This is a genomic window from Streptomyces sp. NPDC005574 (assembly GCF_040605435.1).
In the GTDB taxonomy this organism is placed as follows: domain Bacteria; phylum Actinomycetota; class Actinomycetes; order Streptomycetales; family Streptomycetaceae; genus Streptomyces.
On sequence record NZ_JBEXCW010000004.1, the window covers coordinates 139,584 to 154,179 of the forward strand.

Sequence of the window (14,596 nt, forward strand, 5' to 3'; positions counted from 1 at the left end):
CCCCTCAGAGCTTCATCAGGCTGGCGTCGTCGACCGAGGCCGAGTGGCGGGTACGGAACAGGGACACGATGATCGCGAGCCCGACCACGACCTCCGCGGCGGCGACGACCATCGTGAAGAACGCGATGACCTGGCCGTCGAGGTTGCCGTGCATCCGGGAGAAGGTGACGAACGCCAGGTTGCAGGCGTTGAGCATGAGCTCGATGCACATGAACACGACGATGGCGTTGCGCCTGATCAGCACGCCGGTCGCGCCGATCGTGAACAACAGGGCCGCGAGATACAGGTAGTTGACCGGGTTCACTTCGACGCCTCCTCGGCCCGCTTGCGGTTCGCGGGTGTGTCCCCGGTGCGCTCCAGGCGTTCCTCGGCGCGCTGCTCCAGCGCGCGCAGATCGCTCAGCGCCTCGGGGGACACGTCACGGATCTGACCGCGCTCGCGCAGCGTCCTGCTGACGGAGAGCTCGGACGGTGTGCCGTCGGGCAGCAGACCCGCGACGTCCACCGCGTTGTGCCTGGCGTACACACCGGGAGCCGGCAGGGGCGGCAGGTGCTTGCCCTCGCGGACGCGCTCCTCGGCCAGTTCCCGCTGGGTCTTGGCCCGCTCGGTGCGCTCGCGGTGCGTGAGCACCATGGCGCCCACGGCGGCCGTGATCAGCAGTGCGCCGGTGATCTCGAACGCGAAGACGTACTTGGTGAAGATGAGGGCGGCGAGGCCCTCCACGTTGCCGTTGGCGTTGGCCTGGCCGAGGCCGTTGAACTCCTTCAGCGAGGCGTTGCCGATGCCCGCGAACAGCAGGACGCCGAAGCCGAGTCCGCACACCAGGGCCAGCCAGCGCTGCCCCTTGATGGTCTCCTTCAGCGAGTCCGCCGCGGTGACACCGACGAGCATGACCACGAACAGGAACAGCATCATGATCGCGCCGGTGTAGACGACGACCTGCACGATGCCCAGGAAGTAGGCACCGTTGGCGAGGTAGAACACCGCCAGGACGATCATGGTGCCGGCCAGGCAGAGCGCGCTGTGCACGGCCTTCCTCATGAAGACGGTGCACAGGGCGCCGATCACCGCGACCGTGCCGAGGACCCAGAACTGGAAGGCCTCACCGGTGGACGTGCTGTAGGCGGCGAGCTGTGTGACGGACTGTGCGGCGAGTTGCGCGGTCATCGCCCGACCACCTTCCCTGACGCCGGTTCGTCCTCGCCGAAGGTCGAGGCGGCCTCCTGCGGGACCTCGCCGTTCGACACGGCGACCTGGCGAACGGTGCCGGGAGCGGCCTCCGTCACCAGGCCCCGGTAGTAGTCCTGTTCGTCCGTCCCCGGGAAGATCGAGTGGGGGCTGTCGACCATCCCCTCGTCGAGGCCGGCGAGCAGTTGCTCCTTGGTGTAGATGAGGTTGGCGCGGCTGCTGTCGGCGAGTTCGAACTCGTTGGTCATCGTCAGCGCGCGCGTCGGGCACGCCTCGATGCACAGGCCGCACAGGATGCAGCGCGCGTAGTTGATCTGGTAGACGCGGCCGTACCGCTCGCCCGGCGAGTAGCGCTCCTCGTCGGTGTTGTCGGCGCCCTCGACGTAGATCGCGTCGGCGGGGCAGGCCCAGGCGCACAGCTCGCAGCCGACGCACTTCTCCAGGCCGTCCGGATGGCGGTTGAGCTGGTGCCTTCCGTGGAACCGCGGAGCGGTGGTCTTCTGCTGCTCCGGGTACTGCTCGGTCAGCCGCTTCTTGAACATGGCCTTGAAGGTCACGCCGAAGCCGGCCACCGGGTTCTGGAAGCCGGGCTTCGTCTGCCCGGCCTCCTTGGGCTCCTCAGCCATCGGACGCCTCCTTTCCCTCACGAGTTCCGCCGATCGATTCGTCACTCGTAGTGTCCGACCCACCACTGACAATCAACTCGCGCTCGCGGCGCGGTTGCCGCCGGGGTACCGGTGGCAGCTCCTGGCCCGGCAGCGGCGGTACGGGGAATCCGCCCGCCGTCGCGTCGAAGCCGGCCGGCTCCTGCTCGGGCCGCTCGGCCGTCTTCGCCTTCTCGCGGAACATGTCGGCGACGAAGGACAGCAGCAGCAGGACGAGGACACCGCCGCCCACGTAGAGGGCGATGTCGGCGAAGTCGTAGTTCTCGTTCTTCATGGTCCGCACGGTCGCGACGAGCATCAGCCAGACCACGGAGACCGGGATGAGGACCTTCCAGCCGAGCTTCATCAGCTGGTCGTAGCGCACCCGTGGGAGCGTGCCGCGCAGCCAGATGAAGAAGAACAGCAGCAGCTGCACCTTGATGACGAACCAGAGCATCGGCCACCAGCCGTGGTTCGCGCCCTCCCAGAAGGTGCTGATCGGCCACGGGGCCCGCCAGCCGCCCAGGAACAGCGTGGTCGACACGGCGGAGACCGTCACCATGTTCACGTACTCGGCGAGCATGAACATCGCGAACTTGATCGACGAGTACTCGGTGTTGAAGCCGCCGACCAGGTCGCCCTCGGACTCCGGCATGTCGAAGGGGGCGCGGTTGGTCTCGCCGACCATCGTCACGATGTAGATCAGGAAGGAGACCGGCAGCAGGACGATGTACCAGCGGTCGTGCTGCTGCTCGACGATCGTCGAGGTCGACATCGACCCCGAGTAGAGGAACACCGAGGCGAAGGCGGCGCCCATGGCGATCTCGTAGGAGATCATCTGTGCGCAGGACCGCAGTCCGCCGAGCAGCGGATAGGTCGATCCGGAACTCCAGCCGGCGAGGACGATGCCGTAGATGCCGACCGAGGCGACCGCGAGGACGTACAGCATCGCGATCGGCAGGTCGGTCAGCTGCATCGTGGTGCGGTGGCCGAAGATCGAGACCTCGTTGCCGGCCGGGCCGAAGGGGATCACCGCGATCGCCATGAAGGCCGGGATGGCCGCGACGATCGGTGCGAGGACGTAGACCACCTTGTCCGCGCGCTTGACGATGATGTCTTCCTTGAGCATCAGCTTCATGCCGTCGGCGAGCGACTGGAGCATGCCCCAGGGGCCGTGCCGGTTGGGGCCGATGCGCAGCTGCATCCAGGCGACGACCTTGCGCTCCCACACGATGGAGAACAGCACGGTCAGCATCAGGAAGGCGAAGCAGAACACCGCCTTGACGACGACCAGCCACCAGGGGTCCCGGCCGAACATCGAGAGGTCTTCAGCGGCGAGATACGGGCTCATGCCTCCACCTCCTTGGGGGCCTCGTCGGCGAGCGTCGCCGGGCCGATACGGACGAGTGAGCCGGGCCGCGCCCCGGTGTCGGAGGCGACGCCCCCACCGGTCGAGTTCAGCGGCAGCCAGACCACCCGGTCCGGCATGTCCGTGATCCGCAGCGGGAGTTCGACCGCCCCATGGGAGCCGGTCACGGCGAGGAGATCGCCGTCCTTGACACCCGCCTCGGCGGCCGTGGCGGCCGACACGCGCGCGTGGGCGGCGTGCCGGGTGCCGGCGAGCGCCTCGTCGCCCTCCTGGAGGACGCCCTGGTCGAGCAGCAGGCGGTGCCCCGCGAGCACGGCCTCACCGGCGGCGGGCCGCGGCAGGACGCCCGCGCTCTCCAGCGGTGCGGGGGTCTGCGGGCCGTCCCAGGCACCCAGCCGGTCCAGCTCCGCGCGCACGGTCCGCAGATCCGGCAGACCCAGGTGTACGTCCATGGCGTCGGCCAGCATCTGCAGCACGCGCGTGTCGGCGGGCGCCAGGCGGCGGGTCATCTGGTCCGGCTTGAGCGCCGCCTCGAAGAGACGGACCCGGCCTTCCCAGTTGAGGAACGTGCCGGCCTTCTCGGCGACGGCGGCGACCGGGAGGACGACGTCCGCGTGCTCGGTGACCTCGCTGGGCCGCAGTTCGAGCGACACCAGGAAACCCACCTCGTGAAGGGCTTCACGCGCGCGTGCCGGGTCGGGCAGGTCGGCGATCTCGACGCCCGCCACCACCAGGGCCTGGAGCTCGCCCCGGGCGGCGGCCTCGACGATCTGGCCGGTGTCGCGACCGTAGCGGTGCGGGAGTTCGGCGACGCCCCACACACCGGCGACCTCCTCCCGCGCGCGCGGGTCGATGGCCGGACGGCCGCCCGGCAGCAGCGACGGCAGCGCGCCCGCCTCCACGGCGCCGCGCTCCCCCGCCCGGCGCGGAATCCACACCAGCCGGGCACCGGTCGCGGCCGCGGCGCGGACGGCGGCGGTGAGGCCCCCGGACACCGCGGCCAGCCGCTCACCGACGACGATCACCGCGCCCTCGGCGCGCAGCGCCTCGGCCGCCTGTCCGCCGCCCTCCTCCAGGCCGACGCCGCTGGCGAGCGCGTCCAGCCACTCGGTCTCGGTGCCGGGAGCCGCCGGCAGCAGTGTGCCGCCCGCCTTCGTGAGGCCGCGGGTCGCGTGCGTGCCGAGGGCGAACACCCGCTGTCCGTGCCCCCGCCATGCCTTGCGCAGCCGCAGGAAGACGCCGGGCGCCTCCTCCTCGGCCTCGAAGCCGACCAGGAGGACGGCCGGGGCCTTCTCCAGGGAGCCGTACGTGACGCCCGTACCGTCGAGATCGCGGCCGCGGCCGGCGACCTGGGCGGCCAGGAAGTCGGCCTCCTCGCTGCTGTGCACGCGCGCGCGGAAGTCGATGTCGTTGGTGTCGAGGGCCACGCGCGCGAACTTGCTGTACGCGTAGGCGTCCTCCACAGTCAGCCGGCCGCCGGTGAGGACGCCGGTCCTGCCGCGTGAGGCGAGCAGGCCCTGCGCCGCGATCTGCAGCGCCTCCGGCCAGGAGGCCGGTACGAGTTCACCCTCCGCGTCGCGCACCAGCGGTGTCTCGAGCCGGTCGCGCTGCTGCGCGTACCGGAACGCGAATCGCCCCTTGTCGCAGACCCACTCCTCGTTGACCTCGGGGTCGTTGGCGGCCAGCCGCCGCATGACCTTGCCGCGCCGGTGGTCGGTGCGCGTGGCGCAGCCGCCGGCGCAGTGCTCGCACACGGACGGCGAGGAGATCAGGTCGAAGGGACGGGAACGGAAGCGGTACGCCGCCGAGGTGAGCGCGCCGACCGGGCAGATCTGGATGGTGTTCCCGGAGAAGTACGACTCGAAGGGGTCGCCCTCTCCGGTGCCGACCTGCTGCAGCGCGCCCCGCTCGACCAGCTCGATCATCGGGTCGCCGGCGATCTGGTTGGAGAAGCGGGTGCAGCGGGCGCACAGCACGCACCGCTCGCGGTCGAGCAGCACCTGCGTGGAGATGGGAACGGGCTTCTCGTACGTGCGCTTCCTGCCCTCGAAGCGGGACTCGGCGTTGCCGTGGGACATCGCCTGGTTCTGCAGCGGGCACTCACCGCCCTTGTCGCACACCGGGCAGTCCAGCGGGTGGTTGATGAGGAGCAGCTCCATCACACCCTGCTGGGCCTTCTCGGCGGCCGGCGAGGTGAGGTGGGTCTTCACCACCATTCCGTCGGTGCAGGTGATGGTGCAGGACGCCATGGGCTTGCGCTGGCCCTCGACGTCGACGATGCACTGCCGGCAGGCGCCGGCCGGGTCGAGCAGGGGATGGTCGCAGAAGCGGGGGATCTCGATGCCGAGCTGCTCGGCGGCCCGGATGACCAGGGTGCCCTTGGGCACGCTGATCTCGGCGCCGTCGATCGTCAGCGAGACGAGATCCTCCGGCGGGACCGCCGCCTCTCCCCCGCCCGAGGGAGCGCTGGTGGTCACAGTCATGCGTTCACCTCCGTGCGGTCGGCCCAGGCCGTCGAGCGGGCCGGGTCGAAGGGGCAGCCGCGGCCCGTGATGTGCTGCTCGTACTCCTCACGGAAGTACTTCAGCGAGGAGAAGATCGGCGAGGCGGCGCCGTCGCCGAGGGCGCAGAAGGACTTGCCGTTGATGTTGTCGGCGATGTCGTTCAGCTTGTCGAGGTCGGACATGGCGCCCTTGCCGGCCTCGATGTCGCGCAGCAACTGCACCAGCCAGTAGGTGCCTTCGCGGCACGGGGTGCACTTGCCGCAGGACTCGTGGGCGTAGAACTCGGTCCAGCGGGTGACGGCACGCACGACACAGGTCGTCTCGTCGAAGCACTGGAGTGCTTTCGTGCCGAGCATGGAACCCGCGGCCCCCACTCCTTCGTAGTCAAGAGGGACGTCGAGATGCTCGTCGGTGAACATCGGTGTCGAGGAGCCGCCCGGCGTCCAGAACTTCAGGCGATGCCCGGCCCGCATCCCGCCGCTCATCTCGAGGAGCTGGCGGAGCGTGATGCCGAGCGGAGCCTCGTACTGACCGGGACTGGTGACATGGCCGCTGAGCGAGTAGAGCGTGAAGCCCGGGGACTTCTCGCTGCCCATCGACCTGAACCATTCCTTGCCTTTTTGCAGAATGGCGGGAACTGACGCGATCGACTCGACGTTGTTCACAACAGTCGGGCATGCATAGAGGCCCGCGACGGCTGGGAAAGGGGGACGGAGCCGCGGTTGACCACGGCGGCCTTCGAGCGAGTCGAGCAGCGCGGTCTCCTCACCGCAGATGTACGCGCCCGCGCCGGCGTGCACGGTGAGCTGGAGGTCGATGCCGCTGCCCAGGATGTTCTCGCCGAGGTAGCCCGCCGCGTAGGCCTCACGCACGGCCTCGTGCAACCGCCGCAGCACGGGAACGACTTCACCGCGCAGATAGATGAACGCATGCGAGGACCGGATCGCGTAGCAGGCGATCACAATGCCCTCGATGAGGCTGTGCGGGTTCGCGAAGAGGAGCGGGATGTCCTTACAGGTCCCGGGCTCCGATTCGTCGGCGTTGACAACTAGATAGTGCGGTTTTCCATCCCCTTGGGGAATGAATTGCCATTTCATTCCGGTGGGGAATCCCGCGCCACCGCGCCCCCGCAGACCGGAGTCCTTGACGTACGCGATGAGGTCGTCCGGCGACATCGCGAGCGCCTTGCGGAGTCCCTCGTAGCCCTCGTGCCGTCGGTACACGTCCAGCGTCCAGGACCTGTCCTCGTCCCAGAAGGCCGACAGCACGGGTGAGAGCAGTTTCTCGGGGCTGGTGTCTTTGATCTCGGCTGCCAAGGTCATCACTCCCCCTCCTCGGCGGTCGGCCCTGCCGGATGGGCCGGGTCGGAGGCCGACGTGTCCTGTGGCGCGTCGTGTGAACTGAGGTGCTCCTGGGGCGACGGCTCGTGCACCGCCCGGTTCTTCGCCTCGTCGTGCGGGCCGCCGTCGCGCGGGTGGACCACACGCGGGGGCGTGGCCTCTCCCCTGGCCAGGCGGAGGCCCACCAGGGAGGCGGGTCCCGCGCCGCCACTCGCCTCGACGGCGCCGTCCCGCTCGTCGGGGAAGCCCGCCAGGATGCGGGCGGTCTCCTTGAAGGTGCAGATCGGCGCGCCGCGCGTGGGCTCGACCGGCCGCCCCGCGCGCAGGTCGTCGACCAGACGCGTGGCGCTGGCCGGGGTCTGGTTGTCGAAGAACTCCCAGTTGACCATCACCACCGGCGCGAAGTCGCAGGCCGCGTTGCACTCGATGTGCTCCAGGGTGACCTTGCCGTCCTCGGTGGTCCCGCCGTTGCCGACGCCGAGGTGCTCCTGGAGCTCCTCGAAGATCGCGTCGCCGCCCATCACCGCACACAGCGTGTTGGTGCACACGCCGACCTGGTAGTCGCCGCTCGGCCGGCGCCGGTACATGGTGTAGAAGGTCGCGACCGCGGTGACCTCGGCCGTGGTCAGGTTCAGCACGTCCGCGCAGAACCGCATCCCGGTGCGCGTGACATGGCCCTCCTCCGACTGCACGAGATGCAGCAACGGGAGCAGGGCCGACCGGGAGTCCGGGTAGCGGGCGATGATCTCGCGCGCGTCGGACTCCAGTCTGGCCCGGACGTCGCCGGGGTAGGCGGGCGCGGGCAGTTCGGGCATGCCCAGGCTGACGCCCTGCTCCGAAGAACTGGTGGTCACCGGTCGACGCCTCCCATCACGGGGTCGATGGACGCGACGGCGACGATGACGTCGGCGACCTGGCCGCCCTCGCACATCGCCGCCATGGCCTGCAGGTTGGTGAAGGACGGGTCGCGGAAGTGGACCCGGTAGGGCCGGGTGCCGCCGTCGGACACGGCGTGCACCCCGAGTTCGCCCTTGGGTGACTCGACCGCCGCGTACGCCTGTCCCGGCGGGACGCGGAAGCCTTCGGTCACCAGCTTGAAGTGGTGGATCAGAGCCTCCATGGAGGTGCCCATGATCTTCTTGATGTGGTCGAGGGAGTTGCCGAGTCCGTCGGGTCCCAGGGCGAGCTGGGCGGGCCAGGCGATCTTCTTGTCGGCGACCATGACCGGCCCGGGCTGGAGCCGGTCCAGGCACTGCTCGACGATCCTCAGCGACTGGCGCATCTCCTCCAGGCGCACCAGGAAGCGGCCGTAGGAGTCGCAGGAGTCGGTGGTCGGGACGTCGAAGTCGTACGTCTCGTAGCCGCAGTACGGCTGTGTCTTGCGCAGGTCGTGCGGCAGGCCGGTGGAGCGCAGGATGGGGCCGGTGGCGCCGAGGGCCATGCAGCCGGCCAGGTCGAGGTAGCCGACGTCCTGCATACGGGCCTTGAAGATGGGGTTCCCGGTGGCGAGCTTGTCGTACTCGGGGAGGTTCTTCTTCATCTTCTTCACGAACTCGCGGATGTGGTCCACCGCGCCGGGCGGCAGGTCCTGCGCGAGTCCGCCGGGGCGGATGTACGCGTGGTTCATCCGGAGGCCCGTGATGAGCTCGTAGATGTCGAGAATCATTTCACGATCACGGAATCCGTAGATCATGATCGTGGTGGCGCCCAGCTCCATGCCGCCGGTGGCGATGCACACCAGGTGGGAGGACATCCGGTTCAGCTCCATCAGGAGCACCCGGATGATCTCGGCCCGGTCGGTGATCTGGTCCTCGATGCCGAGGAGCTTCTCGACGGCGAGACAGTAGGCGGTCTCGTTGAAGAAGGACGTCAGGTAGTCCATGCGCGTCACGAACGTGGTGCCCTGCGTCCACGTGCGGTACTCGAGGTTCTTCTCGATGCCGGTGTGCAGGTAGCCGATGCCGCAGCGGGCCTCGGTGACGGTCTCGCCCTCGATCTCCAGGATCAGCCGGAGCACACCGTGGGTGGAGGGGTGCTGGGGGCCCATGTTGACCACGATGCGCTCGTCGTCGGCGCGGGCCGCGGACTGGACGACCTCGTCCCAGTCGCCACCGGTGACCGTGTAGACGGTGCCCTCGGTGGTCTCACGTGCGGATGCTGACTGCGTGCTCACGAGTACGACCTCCGCTGGTCCGGAGCCGGGATCTGGGCGCCCTTGTACTCGACGGGGATGCCGCCGAGGGGGTAGTCCTTGCGCTGCGCGTGGCCCTGCCAGTCGTCCGGCATCATGATCCGCGTCAGCGCCGGGTGGCCTTCGAAGACGATGCCGAAGAAGTCGTAGGTCTCGCGCTCGTGCCAGTCGTTGGTCGGGTAGACCGGGACCAGGGACGGGATGCGCGGGTCGGCGTCGGGGGCGCTCACCTCCAGCCGGATCAGCCGGTTGTGGGTGATCGACCGCAGGTGGTAGACGGCGTGCAGCTCGCGGCCCTTGTCCTGCGGGTAGTGGACCCCGCTGACGCCGGTGCACAGCTCGAAGCGCAGCGCCGGGTCGTCTCGCAGGGTCTGGGCGACCCGGACCAGGTGCTCACGCTCGACGTGGAAGGTGAGCTCGTCGCGGTCGACGACCGTCTTCTCGATCGCGTTGTCGGGCAGCAGGCCCTGCTCCTCCAGCGCGCCCTCCAGTTCGTCGGCGACCTCGTCGAACCAGCCGCCGTAGGGGCGGCTCGCCGGTCCCGGGAGGCGGACCGAGCGGACCAGGCCGCCGTAACCGGAGGTGTCGCCGCCGTTGTTGGCGCCGAACATGCCGCGCTGGACGCGGATCTCCTCGCCGGCGTCGCCGCGCTGGCCGGGGAGGTTGGAGGCGCCGAGGTCCTTTTCGGGGTTCACCCCGTTCGACGCTCCGTTGGTGCCGTTCGCGTCGCTCACCGCAGCAGCCCCTTCATCTCGATCGTCGGCAGGGCCTTGAGCGCCGCCTCCTCCGCCTCGCGGGCGGCTTCCTCGGCGTTCACGCCGAGCTTGGAGGACTGGATCTTCTGGTGGAGCTTGAGGATCGCGTCCATCAGCATCTCGGGCCGTGGCGGGCAGCCGGGCAGGTAGATGTCGACCGGCACGATGTGGTCGACGCCCTGGACGATCGCGTAGTTGTTGAACATGCCGCCCGAGGAGGCGCAGACCCCCATGGAGATCACCCACTTGGGGTTCGGCATCTGGTCGTAGACCTGCCGCAGCACCGGCGCCATCTTCTGGCTGACCCGGCCGGCCACGATCATGAGGTCCGCCTGCCGCGGCGAACCGCGGAAGACCTCCATGCCGAAGCGCGCCAGGTCGTAACGGCCGGCGCCGGTGGTCATCATCTCGATGGCACAGCAGGCGAGGCCGAATGTGGCGGGGAAGACGGACGCCTTGCGCACCCAGCCCGCGGCCTGCTCGACGGTGGTCAGCAGGAATCCGCTCGGCAGCTTTTCTTCGAGTCCCATGTCCTAAGGCCCCTCAGTCCCATTCCAGGCCGCCGCGCCGCCATACGTACGCGTACGCGACGAAGACGGTGAGCACGAAGAGCAGCATCTCCACGAGCCCGAAAACACCCAGGGCGTCGAAGGTGACGGCCCAGGGGTAGAGGAAGACGATCTCGATGTCGAAGACGATGAAGAGCATCGCCGTCAGGTAGTACTTGATGGGGAAGCGCCCGCCGCCGGCCGGCGTGGGGGTCGGCTCGATCCCGCACTCGTAGGCCTCGAGCTTGGCCCGGTTGTAGCGCTTCGGACCGATCAGCGTGGCCATGACCACGGAGAAGATCGCAAAGCCTGCCCCGAGGGCTCCCAGTACGAGGATGGGCGCATACGCGTTCACCGCTCCTCGCTCCTCTCAGTCGGCACTGACTGCTGGCGATGGCCGGACCCGCGTCCCCCTGTCACCGGTGCCGCTGGCCCCGCCCGTCCCGGCGAAGATCGCGAACATGTGAAGCAGGTCACAAGCCCAACTGCCTCGCATCCTATGCCCGACGCTCTGTGATCTGCGACACGGGGTATTGCACAAGCTTTGTGATCTCCACCACCTGACGAAGGATCATGAAGTCGGATGAGCGGTGATCTTCGTACGAGAAGCGTCCGAGTGATCACCAGAGGTGACATTTTCACTCGTAGGTGCAGGTGAGAAGGGTCGTCTCAATATCAAGAGAGTTCTCTTGCATGCAAATTGGTGCTGGACGGGAGGCACTGCTAGAGGCTCGCGTTCACACGTCAGAGGGAGCGAGGTGGGTGGATGTGGACGGATGCGGACACGTGCACGCGTTCACGAGGGACACCCGACGGGCTTCGGGCGCGGGACGCTGCCGCCGCCGTAATCGTTGCGTGACCTCCGCCACACCCATGAGAGCCGTCTGAGAACGAGGCTTGGCCACTCATCCCAACCAGTGGTAGGCGGAGGGCAATTAGGACTTAATGATGAAAGTCCATGATCACAGGCATGATCACCTGCGTCCGTAATGCCCGTTACGGCGTCAATAAAGGGCGAGACACCAGGTATTCGGGGGGCGCGTTGAACAACTGTGGCGCACCACACGTTTCTTGAAGGTATGGAGGAGCCCCTGATACCGCTTGTACCCATGTCCCACACCGCTCTCATACGCAGCCACCGGAAACCCCGCCGCAGCGCGTCGAAAATCGCGATGCGGGCCGGAGTCGCCGGTGGCGTTCTCAGCACCCTGGCCGTGGCCGGGGCGGCCGGTTCGGCGAGCGCCGCCGAGCCGGTCACGCAGACGCTCGAACTGCCCACGCTGACGGCCGACCTGGCCGCTCAGGTCGCCCAGTCCGCGGACGCCACGCAGCAGGCCGCCGCCAACTACCAGTTGCAGGCCGAGCGTGACGCGGCCGCCGCGAAGGCCGCGAAGCAGGCCAAGTCGGACCTCGCGGAGGCCAAGCACAAGGCCGAGGTCAGGAAGAAGGCCGAGCAGGCCGCTCGCCGGGCCGCCGCCGAGCGCGCCTCGCGCACCGCCGAGCGGGCGACGCTGGCCGCCCCGGCGACCACCGCCGCCTCCACGAGCACGTCCACCAGCACGTCCACGTCCACGTCCACGGCCACCGGTTCGGCCGCGGCCGTCATCGCCTTCGTCAAGGCGCAGATCGGTGACGCCTACGTCTCCGGCGGCACCGGTCCCAACTCCTGGGACTGCTCCGGCCTGGTCCAGGCCGCCTTCAAGCAGGTCGGCGTCAACCTGCCGCGGGTCTCCCAGGACCAGTCGACCGCCGGCACCCAGGTGTCGTTGAGCAACCTCCAGGCGGGCGACATCCTCTACTGGGGCAGCGCGGGCAGCGCGTACCACGTGGCGGTGTACGTCGGTGACGGTATGTTCGTCGGCGCGCAGAACCCCTCCACCGGCGTCGTCGAGAAGCCGCTCTCCTACGACCCGCCGACCGGAGCCGTCCGGGTGCTCTGAGACCCGGGCACACCACGCGAAGGGCCGCAGCCGCTCGGGGGCAGCGGCCCTTCGGTACACCCTGCTGCGGGAGCGCCACCCGCCTGGAAGGCTCTGCCCTCGGAGCCGGTCCGCCCAAGGACCGGTCCACGAGATGAGGAGAGCCCGCGATGCCACGCGTCTTCGTCCAGGGGAAGCCGGTCGCTTCCTACTTCCCTCTCGCGCCCGAGGCCCGGCGCGGATCCGTCCGCCGTATCACCGAAACGGGTGAGGACGTCCTGCACAAGCCGTGCCGGGACGTCACCGAGTTCGGGCCCGGGCTCGCCGCCCTCATCGACGACATGTTCCTGACAATGTACGTCGCCGAGGGTGCCGGACTGGCGGCGAATCAGGTCGGCGTCGCGCTGAGCCTGTTCGTCTACGACTGTCCGGACGACGACGGTGTCCGACATGTCGGACACATCGTCAACCCGGTGCTGGAACCGCTCGATCCGGCCGGTCGGCGGCTGCTCGACGAGGGCGAGGGCTGCCTGTCGGTGCCGGGCGCCGTCATGGACGTACCGCGTCCCGACCGTGCCGTGGTGCGCGGGCTCGACAGGGACGGCGAGCCGCTCGTGATCGAGGGCACCGGGTACTTCGCCCGCTGCCTCGCCCACGAGACCGACCATGTGAACGGCCGGGTCTACCTGGACCGGCTCTCCCGGCGCGAGCGCGCGCGGGCCCTGCGGCAGATGGCGGACCGGCGCGACGAGGTGCTCGCCCGCCGGGCCGCCCACGAGGCCGAACTCATGAGGTAGCCCCCCCCGTCCCGCCGTCCCGCCGTCCGTCACGCCTTCGGGGCCACCTTGCTCAGGCCGTTGATGATGCGGTCCATCGCGTCGCCGCCCGTGGGGTCCGTGAGGTTCGCCAGCATCTTCAGCGTGAACTTCATCAGCACCGGGTGGGTCAGGCCGCGCTGGGCCGCGATCTTCATGACCTTGGGGTTGCCGATCAGCTTCACGAAGGCACGGCCCAGCGTGTAGTAGCCGCCGTAGGTGTCCTTCAGGACGCGCGGGTAGTGGTGCAGGGCCGTCTCGCGCTGGGCCGGCGTGGAGCGGGCGTGGGCCTGGACGATGACGTCGGCGGCGATCTGGCCGGACTCCATGGCGTAGGCGATGCCCTCGCCGTTGAAGGGGTTCACCAGGCCGCCGGCGTCGCCGACCAGCAGCAGGCCCCTGGTGTAGTGGGGCTGCCGGTTGAAGGCCATGGGGAGGGCGGCGCCGCGGATCGGGCCCGTCATGTTGTCCGGGGTGTATCCCCAGTCCTCCGGCATCGACGCGCACCAGGCCTTCAGGACCTCGCGCCAGTCGAGCTCCTTGAAGGAGTCGGAGGTGTTCAGCACGCCCAGCCCGACGTTGGAGGTGCCGTCGCCCATGCCGAAGATCCAGCCGTAGCCGGGCAGGAGCCGGTCCTCGGCGCCCCGGCGGTCCCACAGCTCCAGCCAGGACTCCAGGTAGTCGTCCTCGTGGCGCGGGGAGGTGAAGTAGGTGCGGACGGCGACGCCCATCGGGCGGTCCTCGCGGCGGTGCAGGCCCATCGCCAGGGACAGCCGGGTGGAGTTGCCGTCGGCGGCCACCACGAGCGGCGCGTGGAAGGTGACCTCGCGCTTGTCCTCACCGAGTTTGGCGTGCACGCCGGTGATGCGGCCGGTGCGGTCGTCGACGATCGGGGCGCCGACGTTGCAGCGCTCGTAGAGACGGGCGCCGGCCTTCTGGGCCTGGCGGGCGAGCTGCTCGTCGAAGTCGTCGCGCTTGCGGACGAGGCCGTAGTCGGGGAAGGAGGCGAGATCCGGCCAGTCCAGCTGGAGCCGTGAGCCGCCGCCGATGATGCGCAGGCCCTTGTTGCGCAGCCAGCCGGCCTCCTCGGAGACGTCGATCCCCATGGCCACGAGCTGCTTGACCGCGCGCGGGGTGAGGCCGTCGCCGCAGACCTTCTCGCGCGGGAACACGGTCTTCTCCAGCAGCAGGACGTCGAGTCCGGACTTGGCCAGGTGGTAGGCGGTCGTGGAGCCGGCTGGCCCCGCGCCGACGACGATGACATCGGCGGTGTTTTCGGAGAGGGGCTCGGTCACGGCGGGATCTCCCCAAGTTCTGAATCTG

14 protein-coding genes are annotated in these 14,596 nt (G+C 69.1%); 2 read left to right on the plus strand and 12 right to left on the minus strand.

Annotated features, from left to right (window positions below; genetic code table 11):
* Nucleotides 1–4 precede the first annotated feature (4 nt).
* Genes nuoK through ABZT03_RS04800 form a run of 11 tightly spaced genes read right to left on the minus strand, consistent with a single transcriptional unit; the run spans nucleotide 5 to nucleotide 10,894 of the window.
* Nucleotides 5–304: an NADH-quinone oxidoreductase subunit NuoK gene (gene nuoK, locus ABZT03_RS04750; RefSeq protein WP_356033474.1), complete on the minus strand. Its 300-nt coding sequence runs from the start codon at nucleotides 302–304 to the stop codon at nucleotides 5–7.
* Complete coding sequence (locus ABZT03_RS04755) at nucleotides 301–1,167, minus strand: NADH-quinone oxidoreductase subunit J (protein ID WP_356033476.1); 867 nt, start codon at nucleotides 1,165–1,167, stop codon at nucleotides 301–303. The genes nuoK and ABZT03_RS04755 overlap by 4 nt, the downstream gene beginning before the upstream one ends.
* Entirely contained in the window at nucleotides 1,164–1,814 is a 651-nt protein-coding gene (nuoI, locus tag ABZT03_RS04760) for an NADH-quinone oxidoreductase subunit NuoI (RefSeq protein WP_356033478.1), read from the minus strand. The genes ABZT03_RS04755 and nuoI overlap by 4 nt, the downstream gene beginning before the upstream one ends.
* Nucleotides 1,807–3,183: an NADH-quinone oxidoreductase subunit NuoH gene (nuoH, locus tag ABZT03_RS04765; protein WP_356033480.1), complete on the minus strand. Its 1,377-nt coding sequence runs from the start codon at nucleotides 3,181–3,183 to the stop codon at nucleotides 1,807–1,809. The genes nuoI and nuoH overlap by 8 nt, the downstream gene beginning before the upstream one ends.
* Entirely contained in the window at nucleotides 3,180–5,684 is a 2,505-nt protein-coding gene (locus ABZT03_RS04770; protein WP_356033482.1) for an NADH-quinone oxidoreductase subunit G, read from the minus strand. The genes nuoH and ABZT03_RS04770 overlap by 4 nt, the downstream gene beginning before the upstream one ends.
* A complete protein-coding gene (gene nuoF / locus ABZT03_RS04775) occupies nucleotides 5,681–7,030 on the minus strand; it encodes an NADH-quinone oxidoreductase subunit NuoF (protein ID WP_356033484.1) in 1,350 nt (449 codons plus the stop codon). Before nuoF ends, ABZT03_RS04770 begins: the two co-directional genes overlap by 4 nt.
* Nucleotides 7,027–7,899 carry an NADH-quinone oxidoreductase subunit NuoE gene (gene nuoE / locus ABZT03_RS04780; protein ID WP_356033486.1) on the minus strand — a complete coding sequence of 291 codons (873 nt, stop codon included), beginning with the start codon at nucleotides 7,897–7,899 and terminating at the stop codon, nucleotides 7,027–7,029. The genes nuoF and nuoE overlap by 4 nt, the downstream gene beginning before the upstream one ends.
* Nucleotides 7,896–9,218, minus strand: coding sequence for an NADH-quinone oxidoreductase subunit D (locus ABZT03_RS04785; protein WP_356033488.1), 1,323 nt, complete (start codon nucleotides 9,216–9,218; stop codon nucleotides 7,896–7,898). The genes nuoE and ABZT03_RS04785 overlap by 4 nt, the downstream gene beginning before the upstream one ends.
* Entirely contained in the window at nucleotides 9,215–9,970 is a 756-nt protein-coding gene (locus tag ABZT03_RS04790; protein ID WP_356033490.1) for an NADH-quinone oxidoreductase subunit C, read from the minus strand. Before ABZT03_RS04790 ends, ABZT03_RS04785 begins: the two co-directional genes overlap by 4 nt.
* Nucleotides 9,967–10,521 (minus strand): NADH-quinone oxidoreductase subunit B, encoded by a 555-nt coding sequence (locus ABZT03_RS04795; protein ID WP_007383964.1) that lies wholly within the window; start codon nucleotides 10,519–10,521, stop codon nucleotides 9,967–9,969. The genes ABZT03_RS04790 and ABZT03_RS04795 overlap by 4 nt, the downstream gene beginning before the upstream one ends.
* Nucleotides 10,522–10,534: 13 nt before the next feature.
* Nucleotides 10,535–10,894, minus strand: coding sequence for an NADH-quinone oxidoreductase subunit A (locus ABZT03_RS04800; protein WP_007383963.1), 360 nt, complete (start codon nucleotides 10,892–10,894; stop codon nucleotides 10,535–10,537).
* A gap of 754 nt (nucleotides 10,895–11,648) precedes the next feature.
* Between ABZT03_RS04800 and ABZT03_RS04805 the strand changes: the two genes are divergently transcribed.
* Together ABZT03_RS04805 and def are read left to right on the plus strand one after the other, a co-directional pair.
* The gene (locus ABZT03_RS04805; RefSeq protein WP_356033492.1) at nucleotides 11,649–12,479 is read left to right on the plus strand and encodes a C40 family peptidase; all 831 of its coding nucleotides are present in this window, start codon (nucleotides 11,649–11,651) and stop codon (nucleotides 12,477–12,479) included.
* A gap of 149 nt (nucleotides 12,480–12,628) precedes the next feature.
* Complete coding sequence (gene def / locus ABZT03_RS04810) at nucleotides 12,629–13,255, plus strand: peptide deformylase (RefSeq protein ID WP_356033494.1); 627 nt, start codon at nucleotides 12,629–12,631, stop codon at nucleotides 13,253–13,255.
* 29 nt (nucleotides 13,256–13,284) lie between these two features.
* Here the strand turns inward: def and ABZT03_RS04815 are convergent, their stop codons facing one another.
* Entirely contained in the window at nucleotides 13,285–14,568 is a 1,284-nt protein-coding gene (locus tag ABZT03_RS04815) for a geranylgeranyl reductase family protein (protein WP_356033496.1), read from the minus strand.
* Between the last annotated feature and the right edge of the window lie 28 nt (nucleotides 14,569–14,596).

Excerpts from the sequence above, each read along its gene's own strand:
- ABZT03_RS04755 (WP_356033476.1), bottom strand. The coding sequence starts at position 1,167 with ATGACCGCGCAACTCGCCGCACAGTCCGTCACACAGCTCGCCGCCTAC.
- nuoI (WP_356033478.1), bottom strand. The coding sequence starts at position 1,814 with ATGGCTGAGGAGCCCAAGGAGGCCGGGCAGACGAAGCCCGGCTTCCAG.
- nuoH (WP_356033480.1), bottom strand. The coding sequence starts at position 3,183 with ATGAGCCCGTATCTCGCCGCTGAAGACCTCTCGATGTTCGGCCGGGAC.
- ABZT03_RS04770 (WP_356033482.1), bottom strand. The coding sequence starts at position 5,684 with ATGACTGTGACCACCAGCGCTCCCTCGGGCGGGGGAGAGGCGGCGGTC.
- ABZT03_RS04795 (WP_007383964.1), bottom strand. The coding sequence starts at position 10,521 with ATGGGACTCGAAGAAAAGCTGCCGAGCGGATTCCTGCTGACCACCGTC.
- ABZT03_RS04805 (WP_356033492.1), top strand. The coding sequence starts at position 11,649 with ATGTCCCACACCGCTCTCATACGCAGCCACCGGAAACCCCGCCGCAGC.
- def (WP_356033494.1), top strand. The coding sequence starts at position 12,629 with ATGCCACGCGTCTTCGTCCAGGGGAAGCCGGTCGCTTCCTACTTCCCT.